Source organism: Actinomadura spongiicola, assembly GCF_003432485.1.
GTDB lineage: Bacteria > Actinomycetota > Actinomycetes > Streptosporangiales > Streptosporangiaceae > Spirillospora > Spirillospora spongiicola.
Window position 1 is genome coordinate 38,381 of record NZ_QVNQ01000013.1, and the last position, 24,911, is coordinate 63,291.

The 24,911-nt window shown below is 68.2% G+C and carries 22 protein-coding genes; 11 read left to right on the forward strand and 11 right to left on the reverse strand.

Annotated elements, in window-relative coordinates:
• Nucleotides 1–693: 693 nt before the first annotated feature.
• Entirely contained in the window at nucleotides 694–2,145 is a 1,452-nt protein-coding gene (locus D0T12_RS35665) for a hypothetical protein (RefSeq protein ID WP_158581692.1), read from the reverse strand.
• Nucleotides 2,146–2,571: 426 nt separating this feature from the next.
• Here D0T12_RS35665 and D0T12_RS31310 point away from each other — a divergent pair, with 426 nt between their 5' ends.
• From D0T12_RS31310 to D0T12_RS31355, 11 genes are all read left to right on the forward strand, one after another.
• Complete coding sequence (locus D0T12_RS31310) at nucleotides 2,572–2,838, forward strand: hypothetical protein (protein ID WP_117404232.1); 267 nt, start codon at nucleotides 2,572–2,574, stop codon at nucleotides 2,836–2,838.
• Nucleotides 2,819–3,325, forward strand: a complete 507-nt coding sequence (locus D0T12_RS35070) for a DUF6879 family protein (protein ID WP_147339697.1) — start codon at nucleotides 2,819–2,821, stop codon at nucleotides 3,323–3,325. The genes D0T12_RS31310 and D0T12_RS35070 overlap by 20 nt, the downstream gene beginning before the upstream one ends.
• Nucleotides 3,326–3,336: 11 nt before the next feature.
• Nucleotides 3,337–4,182, forward strand: coding sequence for a helix-turn-helix domain-containing protein (locus D0T12_RS31315; protein ID WP_158581693.1), 846 nt, complete (start codon nucleotides 3,337–3,339; stop codon nucleotides 4,180–4,182).
• A 107-nt stretch (nucleotides 4,183–4,289) separates the two neighbouring features.
• The gene (locus tag D0T12_RS31320) at nucleotides 4,290–5,342 is read left to right on the forward strand and encodes an alpha/beta hydrolase (RefSeq protein ID WP_158581694.1); all 1,053 of its coding nucleotides are present in this window, start codon (nucleotides 4,290–4,292) and stop codon (nucleotides 5,340–5,342) included.
• A 3-nt stretch (nucleotides 5,343–5,345) separates the two neighbouring features.
• On the forward strand, nucleotides 5,346–5,636 hold the full coding sequence (locus tag D0T12_RS31325; protein WP_117404236.1) for a hypothetical protein: 291 nt from the start codon (nucleotides 5,346–5,348) through the stop codon (nucleotides 5,634–5,636).
• Between the two features lie 191 nt (nucleotides 5,637–5,827).
• The gene (gene fxlM, locus D0T12_RS31330) at nucleotides 5,828–7,123 is read left to right on the forward strand and encodes a methyltransferase, FxLD system (RefSeq protein WP_117404238.1); all 1,296 of its coding nucleotides are present in this window, start codon (nucleotides 5,828–5,830) and stop codon (nucleotides 7,121–7,123) included.
• Nucleotides 7,124–7,137: 14 nt separating this feature from the next.
• Nucleotides 7,138–7,338, forward strand: coding sequence for an FxLD family lanthipeptide (locus D0T12_RS31335; RefSeq protein WP_117404240.1), 201 nt, complete (start codon nucleotides 7,138–7,140; stop codon nucleotides 7,336–7,338).
• A 71-nt stretch (nucleotides 7,339–7,409) separates the two neighbouring features.
• A complete protein-coding gene (locus tag D0T12_RS31340) occupies nucleotides 7,410–10,481 on the forward strand; it encodes a lantibiotic dehydratase (RefSeq protein ID WP_117404242.1) in 3,072 nt (1,023 codons plus the stop codon).
• 1 nt (nucleotide 10,482) lies between these two features.
• Entirely contained in the window at nucleotides 10,483–11,724 is a 1,242-nt protein-coding gene (locus D0T12_RS31345; protein ID WP_199487829.1) for a lanthionine synthetase C family protein, read from the forward strand.
• Between the two features lie 23 nt (nucleotides 11,725–11,747).
• On the forward strand, nucleotides 11,748–13,847 hold the full coding sequence (locus D0T12_RS31350; RefSeq protein WP_233526405.1) for a thiopeptide-type bacteriocin biosynthesis protein: 2,100 nt from the start codon (nucleotides 11,748–11,750) through the stop codon (nucleotides 13,845–13,847).
• A 422-nt stretch (nucleotides 13,848–14,269) separates the two neighbouring features.
• A complete protein-coding gene (locus D0T12_RS31355; protein ID WP_117404246.1) occupies nucleotides 14,270–15,631 on the forward strand; it encodes a hypothetical protein in 1,362 nt (453 codons plus the stop codon).
• A 270-nt stretch (nucleotides 15,632–15,901) separates the two neighbouring features.
• On the opposite strand, the gene D0T12_RS31360 is transcribed toward D0T12_RS31355, so the two are convergent.
• The 10 genes from D0T12_RS31360 to D0T12_RS31410 form a co-directional block, all read right to left on the reverse strand.
• Nucleotides 15,902–16,240 carry a hypothetical protein gene (locus tag D0T12_RS31360; RefSeq protein ID WP_117404248.1) on the reverse strand — a complete coding sequence of 113 codons (339 nt, stop codon included), beginning with the start codon at nucleotides 16,238–16,240 and terminating at the stop codon, nucleotides 15,902–15,904.
• 134 nt (nucleotides 16,241–16,374) lie between these two features.
• On the reverse strand, nucleotides 16,375–17,280 hold the full coding sequence (locus tag D0T12_RS31365; RefSeq protein WP_117404250.1) for a hypothetical protein: 906 nt from the start codon (nucleotides 17,278–17,280) through the stop codon (nucleotides 16,375–16,377).
• Nucleotides 17,277–18,146: an exonuclease/endonuclease/phosphatase family protein gene (locus tag D0T12_RS31370; RefSeq protein WP_117404252.1), complete on the reverse strand. Its 870-nt coding sequence runs from the start codon at nucleotides 18,144–18,146 to the stop codon at nucleotides 17,277–17,279. Before D0T12_RS31370 ends, D0T12_RS31365 begins: the two co-directional genes overlap by 4 nt.
• A 62-nt stretch (nucleotides 18,147–18,208) precedes the next feature.
• Nucleotides 18,209–19,087, reverse strand: a complete 879-nt coding sequence (locus D0T12_RS31375) for a hypothetical protein (protein WP_117404254.1) — start codon at nucleotides 19,085–19,087, stop codon at nucleotides 18,209–18,211.
• Between the two features lie 11 nt (nucleotides 19,088–19,098).
• Nucleotides 19,099–19,488: a hypothetical protein gene (locus D0T12_RS31380; RefSeq protein WP_117404256.1), complete on the reverse strand. Its 390-nt coding sequence runs from the start codon at nucleotides 19,486–19,488 to the stop codon at nucleotides 19,099–19,101.
• A 410-nt stretch (nucleotides 19,489–19,898) separates the two neighbouring features.
• Nucleotides 19,899–20,459 carry a hypothetical protein gene (locus D0T12_RS31390; RefSeq protein WP_117404261.1) on the reverse strand — a complete coding sequence of 187 codons (561 nt, stop codon included), beginning with the start codon at nucleotides 20,457–20,459 and terminating at the stop codon, nucleotides 19,899–19,901.
• Nucleotides 20,460–20,558: 99 nt separating this feature from the next.
• Entirely contained in the window at nucleotides 20,559–22,040 is a 1,482-nt protein-coding gene (locus D0T12_RS31395; protein WP_117404263.1) for a S53 family peptidase, read from the reverse strand.
• A 119-nt stretch (nucleotides 22,041–22,159) separates the two neighbouring features.
• Nucleotides 22,160–22,993: an SAM-dependent methyltransferase gene (locus tag D0T12_RS31400; protein ID WP_117404265.1), complete on the reverse strand. Its 834-nt coding sequence runs from the start codon at nucleotides 22,991–22,993 to the stop codon at nucleotides 22,160–22,162.
• Complete coding sequence (locus D0T12_RS31405; protein ID WP_117404267.1) at nucleotides 22,974–23,828, reverse strand: SAM-dependent methyltransferase; 855 nt, start codon at nucleotides 23,826–23,828, stop codon at nucleotides 22,974–22,976. Before D0T12_RS31405 ends, D0T12_RS31400 begins: the two co-directional genes overlap by 20 nt.
• Complete coding sequence (locus D0T12_RS31410; RefSeq protein ID WP_117404269.1) at nucleotides 23,825–24,043, reverse strand: hypothetical protein; 219 nt, start codon at nucleotides 24,041–24,043, stop codon at nucleotides 23,825–23,827. Before D0T12_RS31410 ends, D0T12_RS31405 begins: the two co-directional genes overlap by 4 nt.
• Nucleotides 24,044–24,911 lie beyond the last annotated feature (868 nt).

A 24,911-nucleotide genomic window follows, 5' to 3' on the forward strand; every position in this document is an offset into this window, starting at 1 on the left:
CTTGACCATGAAGGGTGCAGCAGTTGGAATAGCCGCAGCCGCGCCTGGCGTCGGCACGGGAGTCGCACGGACAATGCTGGCAGGTGAGGCTCTGTCATCACTTGAGCTAAGCGCCCTGTTCATGCTTTCGATCGCAGAAGTCCACGGAGTCCCAATCGACGAGATTGAGCGCCGCCGAACAATCGTGATGGGTATCATGCTCGGCGGAATCGGCCCCGCCACCATTCCCAAGGTCGCAGAACGTACGGGACACACTGGGGACGTCAGCTCGTCGCCAAGATGCCGGTGGCGAGGCTGCGTCAGATCAATAGGATCCTGGGAGAGCACTTCGTCACAAAGTACGGAACGAAGCAGGGAATCTCGTTCTCGGTCGAGTGGCACCGTTCGGTTTCAGCGTTGTGATTGGTGGTGGCGCCAACGCTGCCATCGCCAGTCTGACAGTCATAGCCGGTCGTCGCGCGTTTGGCCCACCACCGACGTCGTGGCCATTGCTGACGCCGGAAACGCCCCCGGGCGAGGGGAACAGAGATACATCTAATGCCGACGGGAAGTCTCCCTGAAGGCGGCCTCGTGCTGATTGAGGGGCGGACGGACCAGCTAGGTCCACTTCGTCGTGGACCGGAGATGCCGCCTGCTGGCGATCATTCGACTGCGGGTTCACACGAGCCGCACCAGAGGCCCGGCGATCCCGGGCTACTTTCTGAACAGCCAGCGCCGCCACTCTGGGCCTGCCGTCGCAGGGTTGGCTACGGAAGGCGGGGCGGTCTGCCCTAGCACGGCGGCCCGGATCGCCTCCCAGTCCGCTGTGGCCCACCAGTCGAACAGCTGTCGGCTGCTCAACACCACGACCCTTAGGGCTCGGACGAATTCCGGCCGGGTGAACACCTCGGCGGTCCGCTCATCGGGATGAAGCCTGTGCTGGTGGTTCACCACCAGCACACCCGGCCCGTTGATCGGCTCGGCCGGGCGAAGCTCGGGCCACGTCGACAGGTGGCGTTCCAGGGAGTCCGCGAACTTCTCGCTCGCGCTCCCTGAGGCGGCCTTGACCTCGATCATCCGTCGTTCTGTCCCGTACGTCACCAGCAGGTCAGCCGATGCCGTCCTGCCCAGCTCCTCGTCGAGGTCGGTCACGTTAAACCCCGCCGCACGCAGCACGTTGGCGGTGGCCTTCTCCAACGTGGCTCCCGTTCCGTACAGCAGCCCGTACCGGATTGGTTCGGCTTCGGCTGTCGCCGCGTCCAACTCGCCCTGGAGCCTCGCGAGGTCGGCGGCATACCGGGCCTTCAGCTCATCGAGCGCAGAACGCGCCTGCGACTCAGCCGTGGTCTGCAGACTCGGATCGGTAAGCCGCGGGGACCGGACCCGCCGAAGCGCCCCCGGGACGTATTCGGGAAGCGCCTGCGAGACGAGCCACGCCAGGACCGTATCCGGGTCCGTCCCATAAGGGACGACGTAGACCCGCTGGTCCTCCTCCGGTGACACCCACACCGCCACCACCGGCACGCCCAGCCCATCGATCAAGATCGGCACCAGCGTGCCCTCGGGTTCGTGCGTGACGGCGGGGCCACCGGCTCCTGGCTGCAGTGTCGCGCCGGCCAATCGGAGCCCCCACCACCCTTCGGGGGGCTTGGACAACAGCCGCTTTCCGAGATCACGTTCCGCCTCAGGAAGGTCGGCGACGAGGCGTGGTTCACTGCCGATGGGCAGCTTGGTGCTCGTGATGCTGGTTTCGATGCCGCTGACGTGGATCGACTGGTTGAGGCCGGGACCGTGTCCCCGTACGGTCGGGCGGCCGAGCGAATCGGTCGGCACGCCGATCGTGGCGACGATCACGGCGACCTCGCCGCGCTGGCGGGCTCCCTCAAGTAAGCGATTCTGCTCGTCGGCTCCGCGTCTGTGAAGGATGCTCGGGTCGAACGCCGCCGCGCAGTCGCTGGTCTCGCGCCCTAGCCAGCGCGGTTCAAGATCGTGCTTTGCCCAGTCGACCTCTGGACTGGCAAAGGTCAGGGGCTCTGGTGGGCTCGCCCTCGGTGGCGTGGACGGGGGGTGGGGATTGCCGAGGAAATCCCCTCCTGAGGGCCCGGCGGGGAACCTCTCGGAGGGCGCGACGGCCCCCACGTGGACGGGCACAAGCGTAGAGGCCACGTGAACACGATATCGGCGTACAGGCCCTCAACCAGACTATTGAGGAACCGGCCCGCACACTGCCGGTATTGTGCTCGACCCGGCCGCGGGTCTCCGCGATGCGATAGGGGTCGGTGCCGGTATCGATGATCGCCCGGTTGTAGGTGAGGCGGTCGATAGTCGGGGCGCAGAGCGGGGGATCGGTGAACGTCTTGGTCCAGCCCCCATAACTGTTCAGGGTCTCCGCCACCTTCCACGATCAGATGCGGATCGCGTGGCGTGGCGCAGGTGGCGGCATTGCTTCTTCCGATTCGGGGCCTTGCAGTCCCAGCGTGCTGTGGCGAGAGAAACGAGGCAACGCAAGGAAGACGAAGCACGGCCCTGAGGTGTTGACCGAGGGCGTTTGGCGGGTGAAGGTCGGGTTGCCCGATCGAAAGGTGGAATCCTGTGGAACACCCGAGCGACGACGACCCGATCATGTTGTCCTACTACTGCGGGCCGGAGTCGGAAACCGCGGAGACCTGCCCTGCCGTCCATCAGATCACCAACCGAGGCACGTGGTTGTGGCAGGGCGAGCTGCGTGACGACCCGCATGTCCGGTCCCAGCTCCGCAAGCCCTCACCGACCGAGGCAGGGGTGGAGGTAGGCGACGATCTTGTGGATATGTTCGTCCGCGCCTACGCGAAGGAGAAGTATGGAGTCGATCTCGGCTGAGCGGCGCAACGAGCTTGTCGCGGGCGCGACCGCGAGCAGGTGGAAGCTGGAGCTGCGTGATCGGTACGGCATCGACATCGGCCGGCGTGCCGCTGATCCGGAGGCGGCGGAGGCGGTGCGGGAGAAGGCGGTGGAGACGACTGCGGCGCGGGCTGCCGCGGGGGTCGTGATGCGCCGGATCAAGGCGATCTCCGAGCCGGTATCAGAGTACATGCGCGGGGCCTATGAGTTCTCCTCCCAGCTGGTCGAGGCCGGGGAGGACATCCGCTGGCTGCCCCGTCGCCTGGCGTCCTGCCTGTTCCTGCCGGGCAACGACATGTTCGTCATCGATGGGGTGTTCGTCATGTTCAACCTGCACGATGGCGACGACGGCCCGGCCGGGCAGCAATGGGACGACGACCCGGCGCTGGTAGCACGGTGCCGGGAGGCATTCGAAGCGGCGTGGGCGGTCGCTGTGCCGCACAAGGACTACACGCCGCCGGCCTGAACCCGTCTCAGATGACCGACCCGAAGGCTGCCGCCCGTGAAGCGCTCGGCATCCGGCTCCGTGACCTGCGCCTGGACGCCAGACTGAACGGGCGGCAGCTCGCCGCCGCCACCGGCTTCAGCCCGCAGAAGATCTCCCGGATTGAGAACGGCCTGCAGAACATCAGGGAGCCCGACATCTGGACGTGGGCGCAGGCGTGCGATGCGCCGGAGCAGATCCCTGAGCTGATCGCCGCCCGGCGGGAGGTCAGCCGGATGTTCCGCGAGCACAAGCGGGAGATGAAGGCCGGGTTGGTCCATATCCAGTCGCAGCGCACCGATGAGCATGCGGCGACGGCGCTGATGCGCGTCTATGAGTCCACGGCGATCCCCGGCATCCTGCAGACCGAGGACTTCGCGGCGGCGGCGATGCTGACGTCGGCGCGGATGCACGGCCGCCCGGTCGAGGAGGCCCGTTCGGCGGCGCGGGCGAAGATGGCCCGGCAAGCGCTCCTGACGGCACCGACAGGGCGCAACACCTTCCACTTTGTGATCGAGGCCGGCGTACTGGACATCGGACATGGCGGCCCTGAGGTGATGGCTGCACAGTTCGATTTCCTCATCGAAGTCACGCGGATGCCGCATGTGGCGTTCGGGATCATCCCTCCTCGCGCAGACCGGACCGTGCTGTCCAAGGAGGGCTTCTACATGTTCGATGAGAGCGTCGTCCGGTCGGACTGCTGGACGGTGGCGATGGAGACGCGGCGCAAGGATCAGATCGCCTACTACTTGAAGGTGTTCGACAGCCTGCGTCGTATGGCCGTCTACGGGGACCCGGCACGGACGCTGATCGAGATCGCACACGGACGGCTTCTCTGAGTTCGTGGAATCTGGTGGAACATCCTCGACCTGCGGGCCGCGGCGGATGAATGCTCGTTGTCAGAACAGATCCGAAACGCGGTTCAACACAACGAGGAAGGGGTCTCGTGGACTTCGCCTCCCGCCGCCTGCTCGCTTGTGCTGCTGCCTTTGGCGTCGCCGGTCCTGTCGCCTCCGCCACCTTTCAAGTGTTGAGCGAACGCGCTGACCGGCGCCGATTCCCTCCACCCGGCCGGATCGTCGAGGTGAACGGCCGACGGGTACACGTGTGGACCGAGGGCGAGGGCTCACCCACGGTCGTGATCGTGCCCGGCATGAGCAGTCCGGGAATCCACTGGGTCCACGTGCAGCGCGCTCTTGTCCCCGATCATCACGTGGTCCTGTACGACCGGGCCGGGGTCGGCTGGAGCCAAGCGGCGCCGTGGTGGGAGTGGCGGTCCCCGTCGCGGATCGCCGACGAGCTGCACGACACTCTCACCACCGCTGGCGAAGGCGGCCCGTTCTTGTTCGTCGGGCACTCGCTGGGCGGTGAGGTGGTCCGCCTTTACGCCAACCGGCATCCGGATCAGGTCGCCGGGATGGTGTTGGTGGACGCCCCTAGCGAGAACAACGACTGGCTAGTCGAAGAGTTCGGTTGGTGGCGGTACGGGCCGGTGCGCTGGTGGAAGGACGTGGCCAGGAGGCTGCTGACACCGCGCGGGCTGGTGCGGCTGCGGACCAGGAGCGGCGTGGACACTTCCTTGCACGATAAGGCCCGGCGGAAGGTCCCACCGGACCTGGTGGAAACCGAGATGTTCACCGCGCTGACGAGCGGCATGCGGCGCGCCGATGTGATGGAACGCGTTGTCCTAAGTACGGAGGTCCTGCGGCGTGAACGGCGCCACTTCGGCGGCATGCCGCTGGTGGTGATCTCCGCGAGCGCCTCACCTAGCTCCGACAGCTACGCCTGCAACCCCTGCTGGGACGCGACCGTCAGCGAATTCGCTCGTCGTCGGGCGCAGGTGTGGGCGCGGATTCAGGCTGATCTGGCGAGCCTGTCGTATAGCTCCAAGCTCATCGTCGCCGAGCGCGCCGGTCACAACGTGCAGTGGGACGAACCCGAACTGATCGTCGATGCGGTCACTGACATGTGCGCCGCACTGGCCGCCGACCAGGAGTGACCGATGGGCATTGACACCCCGCGCCGCACGGACCAGATCGAGGTCGCCGGGCGTACCCGCCTGCGCGCCATCCACAACGCGCTGCGAGCGCACGGCATCAGCTCCGAGTTGGCAGGCGACGTGCTCACCATCGAAGGAGACCGGCCGGTGACGTTGCGCTGTGGTCCCCGCGCCGACGACGGTGACCGAGTGTGGCTGTACGAACCGGTCGCGCCGGCCGACGCGGAGCATCTGCATGAGGCAATCACGTGGGTGAAGGAACGCACGGCAGCCGGTGCCGGGGGTTGCTGGTAGATGTTCGCCCACGTCATAGCCCGACACTCCGGGGATGCCTGTAGACCGATTACCGAGGTGAAGCTTCACCCCTCGGACAGGCTTTGGTGGATGGGGCGAGATCCGGCAGCGCTCCAGGCAGCCGTCGGGCATGGACCGTCCGCAAACGAGATCGACTCAGACAGAATCCGGGCAGCAGATGGGAAGGGTTCGTGACCGAGCCTAGCGACAGTAACGAGACCGGCGGGGCCGACGGCGACCAGGTCGCCTCCTGGCGCGAGGGGGCCGTGGATCAACTCATCGGCAACGGGACGATCGTCTCGGACGCCGTCGCCGACGCGATGCGCACGGTGCCTCGTCACCTGTTCATCCCTGAGGTGTCGCCGGAGGAGGCTTACGAGCCGTTCCGGGCGGTCGTCATCAAGCGGGATGAGGAGGGCAACGCCCTGAGCTCGGTCTCCGACATGCACGTCCAGGCGTTCATGCTGGAGCAGGCCGCGATCATGCCGGGCATGAACGTGCTGGAGATCGGAAGTGGCGGATACAACGCGGCGCTGCTCGCTGAACTCGTCGGCCCGTCCGGCACGGTCACCACGGTCGACATCGACCCGGAAGTGACCGACCGGGCCAGCCGGATGCTCGATAAGGCCGGGTATTCATGGGTGAACGTCATTCTCGGCGACGCCGAGGAAGGCGTGCCCGCCTACGCGCCCTACGACCGGATCCTGGTCACGATGGGGGCGTGGGACATCCCTCCCGCCTGGTCGGCGCAGTTGGCCGAGGGGGGCCGCCTCAGCACCGCCCTGCGCATCCGGGGCCTGCACAGGGTCATCACCTTCGAGCACGCCGACGGCCACCTGGTCAGCACGGCCTCCAAGATGTTCGGGTTCGTGGCCGTGCAGGGGGCGGGCGCTCACCAGGCCATGCTGCTGGTGATGCGCGACGGCGAGGTCACCCTTCGGTTCGACGACGGGACCGACCTTGACCCCAGCCTCTTTGCGGGTGTGTTCGAGACCCCGCGAGTCGAGGTCTGGAGCGGCGCTTTCATCGGTCTCGGCGAGTTTCTGGACACCGTGCAGATATGGCTGGCCACCGCTTTCCCCGGTTTCTGCATGGTGCTGGTGGATCAGGACCGCGACACCGGCGTGGTCGCACCGCGCAACGCCTCGGCGGCGATGGCCGTGGTCGACGACGCCGGGAACCTGGCCTACTTGACCACCCGGCCGGCGACCGAAGACGGCCACAAGGCGCTGGAGTACGGCGTGCACGCCTACGGTCCCGATGCCGCCCGGCTCGCCGAGTCGGTGGCCGAGCAGTTGCGGGTCTGGAGCAGGGAGCACCGTAGGGGCCCTGGCCCGCAGTACCGGATCTACCCGGCTGGCACGCCCGATGACCTGCTGCCCTGCGGGCGCGTCGTCGACAAGGTGCATAGCCGGGTCTTGATCTCCTGGCCGCAGGCGGCGACTACCGCGGTCGGCCAGGGGTGTTCCGCAACCCCCGTTAAGTGAGGAGAGTGGTCAGCATGGTCCACGGCCAGACCTCGGGCGGCGCTACGGCGCTCGCGGAGCGGCCTGCCGAGGAGGACGAGTTCGACCTCGACGTGCGAGTGCTCGTCGCCTACGCGCCAGCGGCCCGCGGGAACTGCCCGACCGACGATGGTTGCGGTGACACCTGCTCGGGCAACGCCAGCGCGTGCAACTCCACGTTCGACGACCCGTCCTGACGGGCGGCTGCCGGCACGCCGCTGGGCGTGCCGGCGCCTTCTGCCACCGAGGGAGCCCGGGAGGTGGGAAGGTGGCGGCACGACCAGCGGACTACCGATGGACGGGCGCGGCCCTGCTGCGCGCGAGCACTGCACCTGGCAGGCTGGACTTGCCCGCCGACCTCGACCCTGACGATCCAAGGTTCGCCGCCCGTGCGGTCGCCTGGCTGTCCCAAGTCGCTCAACGACCCGAGATTCACGCTGCCGTGGTCACCGCGAGCCCGGCATTGATCGAGGCCGTCAACGCCCTCACCTCCAGCGAGCACCCCGACCCGCGGCAGGTACGCCGTGCGGTGATCGCTATGGCGTCGTACCTGCTGAGGTGGCACCGCCGCCCCACCCCGTTCGGCCTGTTCGCGGGCGTGGCTGTGGCGCGGTTCGGTCGCTCACCCGTAGTGGCCTGGGGGCCGGACCATCAAGCGGTGGTCCGCGCTGATGCGAGCTGGATCGGCGACGTGCTCGCGGCCCTGCACAAGAATCCGGAACTGGTGGGACGGTTGCCGGTGATCGCTAACAACGCCGGGTACGTGCGGGGCGGACGGTTCGTCGTCCCCGGGCCAGCACCCGACGGCGCGACCCAGGGCCTGGCCCCCGTCGAGGTGTCGGTGCGCCACAGCCGACCCGTGCGCGCCGCAGTGGAAGCAGCTCGCCGACCTGTCCCGTTCGGCGAACTCACAACCCGGCTCGCCGATGAGTTCCCCGCCGCTAGCAATGAACAGATCAAGGGCATGCTGATCGGGCTGCTGCAACAGAACGTGTTGATCAGCAGCCTTCAAGCACCCATGACCTGCACGGACGCCCTCGGCCACGTCTGTAGCGAGCTCCGAGCCGCAAGGGCCTACGACATCCCCGCGATCAACGGCCTCGTGGACAGCTTGTCCAGGGTGCATCGTTCGATCTCGGCGAACAGCCCGGCGATCGAACCTGCGTGGGCGAGAGTGACGCAGGAGATGAAAACCGTAAGCCAGGTGGCCTCCACGCCACTGGCGATCGACACGCTCTTGGACTGTGAAGTGCAACTTCCCGAACAGGTCGCCAGGGAAGCCCGTGACGCCGTTGACCTCCTCTACCGGTTGTCGCCGTACCCGTTCGGCTATCCGGCCTGGCGCGACTACCACACCCGGTTCTTGGCCCGGTACGGAACGGGCGCCGTGGTGCCGGTCCTGGAACTGGTCGCCGACAGCGGACTGGGGCTGCCAGCGGAATATCTCGGCTCACCATGGGGGCGCGCCCTCCGGGCTGTGACCGAACGCGAGGAGCAGATGCTCGCGCTGATCCAGAACGCCACGATGAGCGGGGATGACGAGATCGTCTTGACCGACCAGGTGATCGAGCGACTCTCGTCCGACCACGCTACCGGGGTGAGCCTGCCGTCGCGGGTCGAGATCGCGGTGGAGGTCGGCGCCGCGTCGCTGGAGGCGTTGAATCGTGGACGGTTCGTGCTGCGGGTGACTGGCACGCCTCGGCCCGGCAGCAGCATGATCGGTCGGCACGCGCACCTGCCGCCTGGCGACAGCAGGGACCTGCTTGCACAGAGCTTCGCGTTATCGGGGCCGGACACGGTCGCCGTGCAGTTGACTTTTCCGCCGCGACGGCGCCGCAACGAGAACATCACCCGAACCCAGCAGTTCCTCCCCACGGTGATCGCGCTTGGAGAGCACCGCCCCTGCGGGCCAGACCATATCCCTTTGGTCGATCTCGCCGTCACGGCGGACAAGGATCGGTTCCAGCTCGTGCGGATATCCACCGGGCAGCGTGTCGAGCCGCGCGTCGCGCACGCGCTGGAAGCCGGGGTCCATACTCCTCCGCTCGCGCGGTTCCTTGCCGAGGTCTCCACTTCTCGGTGCGCGGTATACAAGGCGTTCCACTTCGGTGTCGCCGCTCAGATGCCCTTCCTGCCTCGCGTCCGCTACCGGCGCACGATCCTCGCGCCGGCGCGGTGGCTGCTGTCCGCCGATGATCTACCCGGCCACGATGCCCCGGCAGCGGAGTGGAGCAAGGGCCTCGATGCCTGGCGGGAACGGTGGCGGGTGCCCGAACACGTCGCGATGGTCGATCATGATCGGCGGCAACCGGTCGACCTGAGCCATCGGCTTCACCGGCTGCTCCTGCGCACGCGTCTGCGGAGCGCCGGTCGTCTCGAACTCCGTGAGACCTTCGCGCCTGATGAGCTGGCATGGATCGGCCGCGCTCACGAAATCGTCATCCCCTTCACCAGGGCCACAGGCCCCGTACGACCGCGCGGCGATTGGCGCCGCTGCCCGCCCGAGAACCACGCCTTACCTGGACGATCGTCCGTTTTGTACGTGCAGATCCACGGCCACCCGGCGCGCTTCGATGAAGTGCTGACCGAGCACACGGCTAAGCTCATTGACGCCTTCGGCCAGGACCCGCCGCCCTGGTGGTTCCGGCGACACCGCGAGATCCGGCGTCCCGAGGTCGATCCGTACCTCGCCCTCTACCTTGGCCTCTCATCGCCTGCGGCCTATGGCACCGCCGCCGAGAAGGTCAGTGACTGGGCAGCCGGCCTGCGCCGCGAACGCCTCGTCTCCCACATCACCCTCGCCACCTACCAACCCCAAACCGGCCGCTACGGCCACGGCGCGGCGATGGACGCCGCCCTACAAGTCTTCGCCGCCGATTCCCGCGCCGCCATCGCCCAGATCATCACCGCCACCAAGGCGGGCATCCGGCCGCAAGCGCTCGCCGCGGTCAGCATGGTCGATCTGGCGATCAGCCTCACCGGCGCCCGGAGCGAGAGCCTGCGCTGGCTGATCCAGGAACTCCCGCAACAGCACGGCCTCCTGGACCCCGAGCTCCGTGCCCAGGCCCTCGCCCTGGCCGACCCCGACCGCCAATGGGCGAACCTGCAAGCCCTACCCGGCGGCTTCGAAGCGACCGGGGAATGGGGTCGGCGCGCCGACGCTCTCACCAGCTACCGCAAGCAGTTCGACGAACGGCGCGATGTCCTCGGTGTTCTCCATTCCTTGCTGCACCTGCACCATAATCGCGCGGTCGGTGTTGACGTCGATCAAGAACGAGTCACCAACAGGCTTGTACGGGCCTGCGCCCTCCGCTACACGGCCTCCCACAGGGAGCGATGACGTGAGCGCCCTCACCGTGACCCGCTCCGACCTGGCTGACGCCGCGGACCAGTACGCCGCGCTGCTCGCCACCCCCGGACCTTCGCCAGCCGACCAGCCCTGGCTCAACCAGGCCCTCCATAAAGGAGCCGCTGGGACCGCTCTGCTTCACATCGAACGCGCCCGATGCGGCCGGGGAAGCTGGCGGCACGCACACACCTGGATCTCGCATGCCGTCAGCGGGGAAGTCAGCGCGGCCCCCACCGCGAGCCTCTATCTCGGCGCCCCGGCCATCTCCTTCATGCTCGACACCGCCGCTGGGTCAGCCGAGCAGTACCAGAACGGCCTTGCTGACGTCGACCGTCATGTGGCGGCACTCGCCCATGATCGTGTCGACTCAGCCGCAGCCCGGGCCGAGCGCGGAGAGTTCCCCGGATTCCACGAGTACGACGTTTTCTTCGGTCTGACGGGCATCGGCGCCCTGCTGCTGCAGCGTGATCCCGCCGGCAGCGCCATGGAACGGGTGCTGACCTATCTGGTCACCCTCACTCACCCCGTTCCTGGGCCGGACGGCCGCGGCGTCCCTGGCTGGTGGGTTAGACACGATCCACACCGCCGCGAGTCCCCGCAGTTCCGTGCCGGACACGGCAACTTTGGATTCGCCCACGGGATCACCGGCCCGTTGGCTCTGCTCAGCCACGCCGCACGACGCGGCGTGATGGTCGACGGCCACGCCGACGCCATCCACCGCATCACCGCCTGGCTGGACCAATGGCGGCAGGACTCCGACAAGGGTCCATGGTGGCCAGAGTGGATCACACTCGCCGAACTGCGAGCCCGCCGCCCCCGTCAACTCGGCCCCCACCGGCCGAGCTGGTGCTACGGCACCCCCGGGATCGCCCGCGCCGGTCAACTCGCCGCCCTGGCAACCGCAAACCCCCCTCTTCAATACGCCTACGAACAAGCGCTCCTACGCTGCCTCCACGACCCGGCCCAGCAAGCCAAGATCACCCAACCCGGCATCTGTCACGGCCACGCCGGGCTCTACCAGACCGCCTGGCGAGCAGCCCAAGACGCCACAGCACCCGCGCTTGCCGCCTGCCTTCCCGCTCTGACTGACCGCCTCGGCCGGTATGCGCGCCCCGACGCGACGCGGGGAAGTGGATTTCTCGAAGGCAACGCCGGCACCGCACTCGCTCTCACCACCGCCGCCAGTAACGCCGCACCGACTTCGGGATGGGACAGATGCCTGCTGATCAGCTAGTCGGGTCACCCACCGAGCAAGCCGTGATCGCCGTCCTGGCCGGCGCGTCCCTCGCCGACACGGCCACCGCGGCCGGACTGGAGCAAACCGACCTGGCTCAAGCCGTCGAAACCTACCGGCTGGGCGGGCGACAGGCCCTCTCCGAACAGGAGGCGGCGACCTGGCGGCAGATCTACGTCCGCTTCTCCGACTGGGACGCCAGCGAAAAGGACGCCGTGACTGATCTGGCTCCGCTGCTGCACCAAGCCGAAGCCGAAGGACTGATCAGCACGTGGTGGTTCATGCGCAAGCACCCCTGTTGGAGGCTGCGCCTCCGCCCCGGCCCCGCGGCCGACCCCCGCCAGGACCCGATCGGAACCGCGCTGGACCACCTCGCTCAGCGCAAGACGATCCACAGCTGGTGGCCCGGTGTGTACGAGGCCGAGACCGCCGCCTTCGGCGGCGAAGATGGCATGGCCGCCGCGCACCAACTCTTCCACGACGACAGCCGAGCCATCCTGCGGCTCCTCGCCGGAAACAACACCGGACTCGGACGCCGCGAACTGTCCCTCCTGCTATGCAGCACACTGATGCACGCGGCCGGACTGGAATGGTACGAACAAGGCGACGTCTGGCACCGCGTCGCCCACGAGCGACCACTTCCCCCCGACGTCCCCACCCGCAAACTCGACGCGATGGCTGACAGCCTTCGAACTCTGATGCTCGCCGACACCTCCGAGGCCGGAGCGCTCTTCAACGCCGACGGACCTCTTACCCACGCTGCGGACTGGGCAGGATCCTTTCGCCTCGCCGGGCAGAACCTCGGCTCCCGTGCCCGAACCGGAAAGCTCCAGCGAGGACTCCGGCACGTTCTGAGCTACCACATCATCTTCCACTGGAACCGGCTCGGACTCCCCGCCCGCCAGCAAAGCATCCTGGCCTGGGCCGCCCGGACCGCGATCCTAGGACCACCACCCGAAGTCACGCCCCCCGCAGCCCACCGCAGTATCAAAGCCCCGGCAAGCGCTCCTGTCGACCTCGTCCAGATTGCCTGCCGATTCCCACTGATCATCCAGTCCAGACCCCGCGGCATAAGCCTCCACGACCGCGTACGCCAGGTGAACCACTACGCCTCCACCTGCCACGAACCAGACGACGCAGAAGAACGGATCGACCGCGCCTGCACCGCCTGGAACCTGGCCGCGCTCATCGCCTCCGACTGCGCGCTCACCGACCTGGCGATCGAACTGTGCGAACGACAGTTCCAGATCTTCCAGCCGGCCTGGCCACTGTCCGGCCGCACGACCATCGCCGCGCTCCAGCCCATCGTGAACCTCGCCCGCCTCGACCTTCGTGCCCACAACCCAGAACGGGCCTACCAAACCCTCCGCCAACTCCACCGCGCGGTCCAGCACGGCGGCGATGTCGACGTCCACGGCACACCAGTCCGCTTTGACGGCTTCACCACCTCCACTACCGCCCGCACCCACGTGGCCCCATGGCTCAGGACCGTCCTTCGCGAGGACGGCACCCGGGCCCTGGTAGCCGCCCAGCAATGGCAGCGAGCAGCCAGCAATGCCGCAGAACATGCGGTGCCCGGCGAAGGAATCGATGAAGCCACCCAGATGGCAATCATCAGCCACACAATGAACGATGACTTCGACGCCGCACACTGCGCCATCCCAACGGCCAACCTCAGCGCCCCATGGGACCAAGCAACCGCGCACTGCCTTCGCGTCTTCGTCGACCTCGCTTCGGCGCGGCCGGACCCCAGCATTCTTCCCTCGCTACTGATCACCACTCGCCGCACCATCCATCGACCGGACCCAAAGAGAGCCACAACCCAAACCCGACTCGGCCTGGCCGCAGTCGACCTCGCCGCCGCACTCGACACCACCCACGCGAGCCGCCTGTACACCGAGGTCGCCCAAGCTGCGTCCAGATCCGGCGACGCCTTCGCCGCCCGAGATGTACTAAAGCACCCCAACAAAGAAAGCCTTCGCCCCGTCCAAAGCATGACTCTTACAGCGCTCGTAGAACGAGCCGCTCTCGGACAGGCAGGTATCGAGCCCAACCTTCTAGCAGATCTGAAAGGTTCGCTCGAAATAGCCGGTAAGGCCCTTCAAGATGCTCTCTACAGATGACGCCCACAGTCCTCCCCGCCACGACAACTACGGCGGATTCACTGAGGAGCCCCTCGATACCAGAGCGAACCTGGCGGCATAGGGTGCAGTTCGTTGTTCATTGGGATCCGGCGCTGGGGCGCGCTGGCCATGCTCGGGCAGGCCCTCCTCGTCGCCTCGATGCGATCACCCACCGTTGTGGTCGCTGCTCGGCCTGCACATCGACTCGTGCAAGGAGGCTCGGCTCTCGGACGCCAGGGCTCCTACAGATGCCGGGGGCTTGGCCGGACGCCTGCGGGAGAGCTGACAGCGATGGTCGCGGGCGCGCATGGGGGGCGGAAACCACGTGCGGGTGGGGCATCAGACTGCGATCCTGATCTGTTCGCCTCCGGTGCGGGCCTCGGCGGTGCCGAGTGGTGGGTGAGCAGTTAAGGGGTTCGAGGATGCCGATCCGGTACGCCATAGTGCAGGAAGCCGCCGCGGCGGTGATGCAGGCGGCGCTGACGGCGTTGGCGGCGATCGAGGCCGAGCCGGTGTTCGTGCCGGAGAAGGGTCCGGGGTGGCGCCGTAGCGGGCAGGAGACGCTGGTGGTCGTGCGGCGTCGGCGGTGGCGTCCTCCGCTGCCGTTGTCGACCGGCGGGTGGTGGGATCGGCTGGAGCCGATGGCGGCGTTTCGTGATGCGCTCGCCGCTCACCCGGACCTGGGAGGCCGGGTGGACACGCTGGTGGGGTTTGAGTTCTCCCGCACCAACCGGTCGTTGACCGAGATGCTGTATCGGCATCTGCTGGAACCGCTGGTGACCCGTGCGGGCGGCTATGTGTGGGACCGCGCGGTGTTCCAGGAGTGCTACGCCGATATCGAGGCGGGGCTACTGGAGCCGGCGGTGCGGCTGGTGCAGGTGGTGCCGCTGCTGGGATTCGACCTAGCCGGCGACCGCACCATTGACCTCGGTGCCGGGCTCGGCATCCGGCTGATGAGCGACGCTGAACTGTCGGCGGTGGTGGAAGCCGGGTTGCCCGACCAAGCCAGCGGTAACACCCAGTACCGCGAGGTGTCGCGGTTCTACCAGTGCGCTCTGGTCCGCCTCAGCACCCACGCGGTCTGCACGGGTGGCGCTACCGCGGCCGTGACTCCGCCCGCTCGGCTGGACAAATGCGCCAAGCGGCTGCTAATAGCGCTGCGGCTGGTGTGCGGGGGCTCGGTGACGCTGGGCCGCCACCTGCAAATGCAGCACCCCGACGATTTCGACGCCGCTCCCGGTTGCACCATCGACCGCAGTTGGAGTCAGGCCCCCGACCTGGGCCGCCCGACGATCCTGTGGAGCACGGACGACCTGGCCTTGATTCAAGACATCATGCAGCGGCTGGAGCACCCCGGCGTCACGGGGGACCGGTCGCTGCAGATGGCGATCCGGCGGGTGATGGCAGCCGGGGACCTGGCCGAGCCCGAGGACCGCCTGGTCGACCTGGTGATCGCCGGCGAGGCGCTGTTCATCCACGGGGCCGACCGGAGGCGCACCAAGACCGACCGGAGCCCCAAAAGGGATCAGATCGCCGCGGACGCGGTCGACCTGCTGGCCTCCGATCCCGTCCTCGGCGCTGCCCCCGACGCCATTGAGGCCCTTGCCAAAGGCTCCTACCGGCGACGCAATCACGAAGTTCACGCCGACCCTGGGCCGGTCCCGCAGATCCCGCTGCTGGACGGTTCCCCCGCAGCTCGCCTGAACGTCGCCCTCGTGGACCTGGAGAAGATGATGCGCCGTGCCTGCCTGTTGCGGATCCAGCAGGCCACAAGCACGCCGTAGTTCGCCCGACCGGCGGCGTGACCAATCCGGCGCGGGCCGCTCTCGCCGCGGGCTTCCGTCCACGTCGCCTGGCGACGTCAGGGGCGGACCGTGCGACCCCATCGTCCCGCCGGGGCAAGGCGCGATCTGGGGAAGGTCCTAAACCGGGCGGCGGCACGATTGCTTGCGTCGTGATAGCCATGATTGCTTGACCAGTTGTTCTCGCGGGAACACGAGCGCCCTGTCGTCAGGTGCTTGAGCTCGAAGGACGTTTGTCGGTGGTCAGGGGCCTCACACTTCGCCCTCGTCCACGAGGACCAGTTCGCGGCGCCCCAGTGATAGCAGGCGGTGCATCGACATCGCGGTCTCTTGCCCGTAGCCGAGGGTCACTAGTGCCGCGTCCATCGTTTCCAGGGCGGTCCCCGCGGGCCGTTCGGTGACCTCCCGTTCCCGGATCTGAGCCGCGCGTTCGTTCACTGCCGATACCATCTGATGCAGCACCTCGACGTTGTGCATCAGGAACTCCAGCGCGTCCACGACCCCGGACAAGGGCAGGTCGTCCAGGCCGCTGCGCACGATCTTCATCGTGATCTCCGCCTGGTCAGCCAAGGCGTCCAATGCCGTCAGCATGCCCCTCTTTTGCCCCGGCGCAGCTTCCTGCTCCTGTGGAGCCTGCTCTCGCGGGGCCTCCTGCTCTCGCGCGGCCTGTTCGGGTAGGGCCTGCTCTCGCGGGGGATGTTGCTCTTGCAGGGCTTGATCTTGGGTCACGCCTGCTCCTGGGTGTACAGGTGTTGGAGGGGCCGTGTGTCGATCGGCGCGGTGGCCAGGGTTGCGGGGCGGGGCGTGAGCCCGGCGCGGTGGTCGCGGACGGCCTCGCCTGGGTCGGGTTCGTGCGTGATCAGGTGGGCGGCGCCGGGCGTGGTCAGCAGCGCCCAGGAGGCCATAACGGTCGCGGTCAACGCGAACAGTTCGGCGAGGTCCTGCGAGGACGGCGCGTCATGCGCGGGCGGATCGGCGAATTCGTCCGCGGCCGGGCCGGTGGCCGGGTCGGCGTCTGGGCAGGGCGCGAGGGTCGTCCCGATTCCGCCGAAGGTCAACGGGCCCATATCCAGCAGTGCTTGCTGGGCTTGGCGCCGTGTCCAGCCAGCCTGGGCCATGTTGTGGCGGGCGACAGTGCGGTGGTCGGCCCACCAGTACAGCCATATCCCCTCGGGGGCGGGGCCCCAATGACAAGCCGTCAGTGGCACGCCGACGCGGTCGTAGCCGACGCCGTCGGCCCATCGCAGCAAGCCGGCCTCGGCAGGTGGCCCTTCCACGTAGGTCCATCCTCGGCGGATCCCTGGGGCGACGTCGGCGGCGTAGTCGACCATGCTGGCGCCGCAGATGACGGCGGCGGCGGTGGCGGCGTCGTCCAGGCGGTACAGGTGCGCGTCGGTTAACCGCGCCGCTTCGTCGGCCGTCATCGCTGCGGGCTGTCGGGGGACGGGGAGGTTCTCGATACTCGTCGGCGCGGTGAGCCTTCCGCAGTAGCGCTGCTCGTGAGACCACAGGCTTTCGCCGTGGCGGACGATGCAGCGGTGGGTGACGCGGCGCAGTCGATACAGGTGATCGATCCGCGCGGCTGGGTCGGCGGTCGCGAACGGATCGACGTCGAGAGGATCCACGGTCATTGGGCTTTCCCGTGCGTCTGCCCATCGTGTTTTTCTCCCGGCTCTTGGCCGATGGTGAGCTCGGCCCAGACGGGGCGGTGGTCGGACAGGTCGTCGGCGCCGCGCTCGACTCCGAAACCGGTGATCCACGCGGTGGGCAGCGTCGTATAGATCCGGTCGCACCGGTAGGCGAGCGTGTCGTCGCCGTGTCCCACGGTCGGGGTGCGGTCGCCCCAGATGTAGCCGATGTCGTGGAAGCCGGCGGCGGCGAGTTCCTCGGCTGGGCTGGTGTCGAATTTCTTGGCCGCCTTGTAGGGATCGAGATCGTGCTCGTGGGCATCTGGTTTGTCGCCGATCGCTGCGGCGTTGAAGTCGGCCACGTAGATCAGGTCCAGGTGGCGGTGCACGGTGAGGAGTTCGGCTTCGGCCATGCGGATGGTGGGGGAGCTGGGGGCGCAGTGGCCGATGAGGAAGTGGATGGGCCGTGGGTGCCCGTCGATGCGGAGCTTGAGGTTGAGGAGGCTGTGGACGAACGGCGGGCTGGTCAGGTGGGTGACGTCTTCGACGGTGAGGTGGTCGCTCTGCCGGACGAAGGCCGCCAGGTCGCAGCCGTAGAAGGGTGAGCGGCCCACGTAGGGCCAGGACATCCCGAGTTCGCTGGAGACGAAGTTGGTGACGTCGGGGGAGTGCACGCCCCAGGTCGCTTCTTGGAGGCCGAGCAGGTCGAGGTTGAGTCGCGACAGTACCGCGAGTTGTTTGCGCAGGCGGGAGGTGTCGAGAGGACGGCCGAAGTCGTCGTCCTGGTCGCGGTCGGTGGCGGGCTTGGGCAGGCCACCCTCGAAGAGGTTGTATCCGCCGACGCGGATGATGGCGGGCTTGTCAGGCATGAACGTTCGCTTTCCGGCAGGGAGGTCGCTCGGGTGGAGGACGGGCGGTGGATGGTTGGCATTCAGTGCGTGGTCTTCACCGTGGTGGCGATGGTGATCGCAGGGGTGGTCAGGCCGGCGTTGCGGTCGGCGGTCTGTTCGGCCTCGCTGGGCGGGTGTTGGTGGAGGTGGATGCCGGGGGGCGGGTCTGCCAGCAGCGACCAGGTGGCCAGCGTGGTGTAGAGCTGAGCCATGACGTCGTCGTCGACGGTGATCGGCTCGGCGGCGGAGCCACCGGCCGGAGCGCTTGGCCTCGCAGGCTTTCGGGTGGCGTGTGCGGGTGTGCTGTCGCGGTAGGGCCAGATGAGCTGCTGGTCGCTGTACCACAGGGGCCCGAAGAACGGCAGAGCGCTGCCGACGCTCAGGACCGACTCTGCCCACGTGCCTTTGCTCTCGTGGCCGTAGGACTTGATCACGGCGCGGCTGTCGGCCCACCACACGATCCAGACCCCCTGCCCGGCGGCGGGCCCCCAGTGGCAGACCGTGATCGGCACGCCGCGGGCGTTGTAGCTGATGCCGCCGGGGTCGCGCCAGCGCAGGAACCCCGCCGGATGGGGTGGCTGGATGTCCAGCGTGTCGACAACGTCGGGTCTGCCGACCAGGGCGGTCACGTCGTGGTGGCGGTGTTCGCGGATGGCGGCGCCGAACTGGACCGCGTGGCGCGTGGCGTCGGGGTCCAAGTCGTAGAGGGCGGCGTCCGCCAGGCGCTGGGCCTCCTGGCGGGCGTGGGCGCGGTAGCGCTTGCGCTCGGGCAGTTTGGCGACCTCGGGCGGCACGACGAGATCCCACCGTTCACCGTTGTGTTCGTGCTCCCACGCCTTGGCGGCGTAGCGGCGCAGGAACTCGTGGGCGCCCCGGCGTAGCCGGAGCAGCGTGCCGGGTGAGGGATCTTGATGGTCCATATGTGTGGCTTTCAATGGGGGTGCGGGTCCGTCGTCGATGCGGCGGACAGGAGCCGGCTCAGCCAGCGGCGTGCGTGATCGGGCCGTCCCCTTGCGGCCCGGCGCGGGAGGTGAGGATGCTTTCCCAGTTCGGCTCGGCGTCGCCGGGGCGGGATGTGGTTGATGTCGCTGCCGATCACGCCCATTCCGCCGTAGCGGTAGAGGCGTGCCGCCAGCAATTGCGCCTCCGGTGCGGCGGCCAGGACCGAGTAGGGGTTCAGATGCGCGGAAATCGCGGTGAGCGGCACCCTCACTTCGGGGTCGGCGACGACGTCCAGGATGGCCACGCCGAACCCGTGGTGGGTGTCGTGCGCGTACTTGGTCTCCCATTGCCGCCACCGCAAGGCGCTGGTGCGGTGCATCACCACGGTGTGCGCCCCGGACCGGGACGGTGCGACGTGCGCGCAACCCCACGTCGTCTTCGGCGTCGGCCTGCAACCGCGGGTCGGCCGCCCAGCCGTGCGCCTCTTGGCCCAGGAGGAGGTCGGGCTCGACCTTCCGGATGATCTCGACCAGGTCGCCCCACCGGTCATCAGGACGACCGTGAGCGTCGGCGCGGCCGCCGTAGCGGAAAATCAGGGTCATGACGGTGAGTAGCACGTGTGAGTTACTCCCTAAGGCGTGCCTGGCGAAGTGGATTGGAGGAGTGCTTGCCCGGCCGCCACCGGAGGACCGCGTGACGGGGGCCATCGAACTCGACGCGGCCCGGGGCCTGAGGCCGGACGAGGGCTCAACAGGGGTGGTTAGGTGCGGGCTAAGGTCGCTCAGGCTGCTAGTTCGGTCCGCGTGCGTCGTTGGCGTTGGCCTCTCGGACCTGGCGTTGCACGTTGATCGCGGTGCCCCACAGCATGATCAGCAAGTTCTCGGCGCCACGTTCTTGGGCGGCGGCGCGTTCCTGGTAGAGCGCGTGGATCGATCCCCGGCCCTGTGCCGCGTAGGTCTGGACCATCTGCTGGGCGGCGCGGGCGTTGGCGCGGTGGATCCCGCGGACCTTGACCATGTCCTGCCCGGTCATGCTGGGCACCGCGGTCCGGACGCGCGTGATGCTCGTGCGCTCGTCGACCAGGAAACGGCTGACATCGGGCAGGCCGTCGTCGGTGACGGCGCCCACTGTGCGGCAACCACGCTGGATGATCTCGATGAAAGCCTCGGCCATCACCGGGCCGATCTCCGGGAAGTCGCTCCGATGCGTCATCGCGGCGAACGCCTCATACGCACCGTAGTGATCACCGTTGACGCTGGTGGCGATGATCTCCTTGCATTGGTCACCGATGGTGGCCCGGCGCGTGGAGCGGGCCTTTGATCGAGGCTTCGCCGACCGGGATCTCGCCACGGTGTGTGCTCCGTTCTAGGCGGCTGGACGTAGAGGTGTCGGGCCGGGCGGCCCATCACAGGGGGTGCGGTCGGCCGCCCGGCATCGTGCGGTTTCTGGTTAGCGGGCCGAACGGCCCAGGCGGGCGAGGGCGGGCACCAGCCGGGCCGCGTCACCGATGGTCCCGACGCCGGAGACCGGGTCCCAGGAGGGGCGGGCGCACCATCCCTGGTTGCCGGGGACGCTGTTGCAGCCGAGGGTGACGTCGGCGATCCCGGACATCTGGGCGCGGCGTGGGGTGGCGGCGATCCGGTAGAGGGTGGGGTTGAGGGTGCCGAGGGGCCGGTGGGCTGCCTGTCGGGCGAGGGCGGTGATCCCGGCGATCAGCGGTGCGGCCACCGAGGTTCCGGCTGCGCGCCGCCATCCGCCGTCCCGGTCGATTTGGCCGCCGAGGACGTTGTAGGTGGAGTAGAACACCACCCGGGATTCGCCTGAGCCGTTGGCGGCGATGTCGGCGACGCCGCGGTGCCGCCCTACCAGGTTCCGGTAGGGCTTCTGGTAGGGCGGACGGGTGAATACGGCGGACAGGCCGCCGCCGGTGGCCATTCCGATGCCGTTCGGGTCGTCCCACACGGTGTCGGGGCGAATGCGGGTACCGGCGTCGGTCAGGTGCATCCGGGTTCCGGCGACCGCGGTCACGTGCGGAGAGCTGGCCGGCCATGGCACGGCCGGGTCGGGGCTGGTGCCGGAGGTGTTGCCGGTGTCGCCGTTGGCCACGATCATCGTCGCGGCGTGCCGCCGGGCGAGTTGCGCGACCTGCCGGTCCAAGCCCCGTAGCACTGGCGTGAGCAGGTCGGTTTCGTAGATGCCGTAGGACTGGGAGAACACCGCGCCGGGGTGGGTGCGGGCGTAGGCGCGCATCGCGTGCAGGATCTCGGCGTACCCGGCGTCGGGCCCCTCGAAGTTGCCCGGGGTGACCAGCGCAACGAGTTTGGCATCGGGCGCCATACCGTGCACCATCGACATGTCCAGCACGGCCTCTTCGGCCACCGCGTACCGGAACGGGGCGTCCGGCGCGTCGGGCGCGGGCATCGGTGGGATGGTCCCGAACTTGCGGACCTCGATGTTGGGGGCGGGCAGGCCGTAGGCGGCGCTGAAGCGGGCCAGGTCCTGCTTGAGGGTGGGGGATCCGTACCAGATCGGGAACACCACCGTGGTGCCTTTGCCGGTCCAGCCCGCGCGGCGGGCGTCGTCGACGCCATACGCGCGGGCCAGTTGGGTGACTGAGTAGCACGGGGTGCCGAACTGGGCGCGGCATTGGGCCGTGGTTGGCGGCGCAGCACCCGAACCAGCGGCAGTGACGCCGTGGGTGAGGGTCTTGGCCGCGCGGGCGTCCTGGGCGGAGAGCCGGGTCTGAAGCGGGCCGCCGCCGTGCAGCGGCAGGATGCCTTGGGCGAGCTTGCGGGCCAGCACCGATGGAGAGGTTTCGGCGACGGCCATGACGGGGCGGGGGTCCGCCGGCCACGCGGCCAGGGCGCCGATCGTGGCCAGCGCGGTACCGGCCGCGATCGCGGAGAAGGTCGTGCGCTTGGTGCGGGACAAAAGGGGGGCTCTTTCTATCGCAATGTGATGGGGGTGACCGCTGGCCGGGCGGCCAAGGGGCTAGGTGGTGCTGGCCCGGCCGGGCGGGGGACCCCGCGCGGTGGCTAACCGGCCCGCCGTCACCGCCCGGCCTCCCGGTCCGGGACGCGAGCGACGCCGCAGTACTGGAGGACGGGCTGGCCCGGTGGCCAGGGTTCGGTTCGCCAGCGCGAGCAGGACACGACACCGGGATCCAGCAGCTCCAGGCCGTCGAAGAAGCCGGCGATCTGCTGCGGGCTGCGGGCGGTTACGGGGGCGCCGCCCATGTCCATCACGACCTGCATGGCCTGGTACGCCCGCTCGCCGTCCAGCGACGCGGTCGGGTGGGCGATCACGACGTGGCTGCCCGGCGCCAGCGCCGCGACCAGCCCTTCCACCGTCGCCTGCGCTTCGGTGTCGTCGACGATGTAGTTCAAGATGTCCAGCAGCAGGAGCGCGACCGGCTGGGCGAGATCGAGCGTCCGCGCGGCCTCGCACACGATGGTCTCGACGTCGCGAGCGTCGGCGTCGATGTGGTCGCAAGCCCCTTCCAGGGTCCCGGTGAGGAGAGCACGGGCATGCGCCAGGACGAGGGCGTCGTGGTCCACGTAGACGACGCGGGCGTCCGGCGCGACACGCTGCGCGACCTGGTGAGTATTGTCGACGGCGGCTGGCATTCCGGCGCCGACATCGAGGAACTGCCGGATCCCCACATCGTCGGCCAGGTACCGGACAACGCGGCTGAGGAACGCGCGGTCGTGACGGGCCGCCTGAATGATCTCGGGCAGGATCTCGGCGGCCTTGTCTCCGGCGTCGCGGTCGGCTGGGTAGTTGTCCTTGCCGCCCAGCCAGTAGTCCCACACGCGGGCGGAGTTCGGCGGCGTCGAGTTGATCTTGGTAGTGACGGTGAGCTCGTCAGCTTGCCAGAGCAGCATGCGACACCTCCTCCGAGCCGGGGGCTTGGGGGAGCATGGCGGCCATGCCGACGACACGGACCGTCTCGTACACCTCTTCCTGATAGGTGCCGTCGGGAGACCAAAGCTGCACGTCAGTCATCCCGGGCGGTAGGAGATCCCAGCCGTCGGCGAGGGAGGCGATGGCCTCCTCCTCGCGGAAGATGATCGAGCTGCTGCCCCGCTCGTACGCCGCCGTCATCCCGTCGACGCGCTCCTCGCCAGTGTGCGAAGAGGTCGCGTGCGACACGATGACAACGCTGCCCGGCGCAAGACGCTCCCGCAGCCCCGCCATCACGGCGGCCGGGTCGTCCACGAAATGCAAGACGGCGGCCAAGACAACGACCGCAGGCCGGCTCAGGTCGATGCGGTCGGCCAGATCGGGGTGGCGCAGACCCGGGTTGTCGAAGATCATGTCGAGGTCACGGACGTCACCCTGGAGAACCCCGCCATAGCCGGGGCGCAGAGCCCGCGCGTGCGCAAGAACAACCTCGTCATGGTCGAAAGCGAGCACCATGGCGTCGGGATCGACGTTGTGGACGCAGATCTCCACCGAGTCCAGCGGAACATCGTCCACGATGCCGACACCGATGTCCAAGACCTGCCTGATGCCGAACTCGGCGACGGCCCACGCTGCCGCGCGACCAGCAAATTTGAAGTTCTCCCGCGCTACGGCCGGGGCGTCCGGTGAAGTCCGGATCACCGCTTGGGCGGTCTCGCGGTCGACCTCGGTCCAACTCTTTCCGCCGAGCAGGTAGTTGTAGACACGGGCACGCGAGGCTTGAGTGAAGTCCAGAGCCAGACCAGGCGTCGTCATGACTCCGCCGCATCCAGTAGCTCGTGCAACTTCTGCGGCGTGTCGGCGTCCACCGCGGTGGTCCCCAGAGGGACCGCGTCCTTCCCACGCTTGTCGGTGTCGAGGAAGCCCCACCAGCGCCCCTTATCGGAACGCACGATGCTCCAATCCGGGTGGGCGTCCTTCAACCACGCCTTGGCCTGAGCGGAGTCGGTGACTTTGGGCATTGCGGTCATGATCGATTTCCCTGGTAGCTAACGCGGGGTTCATACGGCGGCGGGGATCCGGTGCGAGCCGGTCTCTCCGCCGCCGCGGTAAAGGGACGGCGCCGCCGCCCATGCCCGCCAGGTCGGCGGCAGTCTTGACTAGGCCCTTGGGACGGCAGGAGCAGGCGGGGGTTTGCTGCCGTGCACGAGTTCGATCGCGTTGACGGCCCGGTCAAGAGCATCGACATCGGCGAGCAGGCGAAGTAGGGACCGTGCCCGCGATTTCCGGACCACGACCTCCACGGTCCGCTCCGGGTTGTCGCCAGCGCCCGGCGGTTGAAGGCGCAGGGCGGTGTCGTCGCCGTCGCCAACGAGTTCGCATGCCCAGGCACGCTCTTCGAGGCGACAGGCAAGGTCTCGGAGCGGCAGGGCTGGGCCACCCACCGGTATGGCGGGCCCGGTGGGTAGCGGCTCGGCTGGTTGCGCTTCGTTCATGCCCCGCCTCTCCGTTGCCTGTAAGTCAGGTCCTAGACGGTGGCTGGAAGAGGGGCCGGGAGTGAAGCCCGCGGATGCATGGTCGGGATATGCACGAGCCGCATACATCAACCCGTTCGTACGGCCGGGCCTACACTCTTAGAGACACCGACCTCATCTCAGAGTTAAGTGAGCTGAGAAGCCAAATGAGCCAACGCTCGACCACGCACCAATGTCAGTCCTGCGGGACAAAGCTTGCGTGGGACAATGCGGGCGATCTATGCGCGTCCTGTCAAAGGTCTCGACGATCCGAACTCGGTCCTCCCCGCGTGCCCGCAGAGTTCTGGGAGTCTCCCGCACTCCAGGAAGCATTCGCCGAGGCGCATATCGGGAAGGTCTTCCATGCATACAGGCATGCCCCACG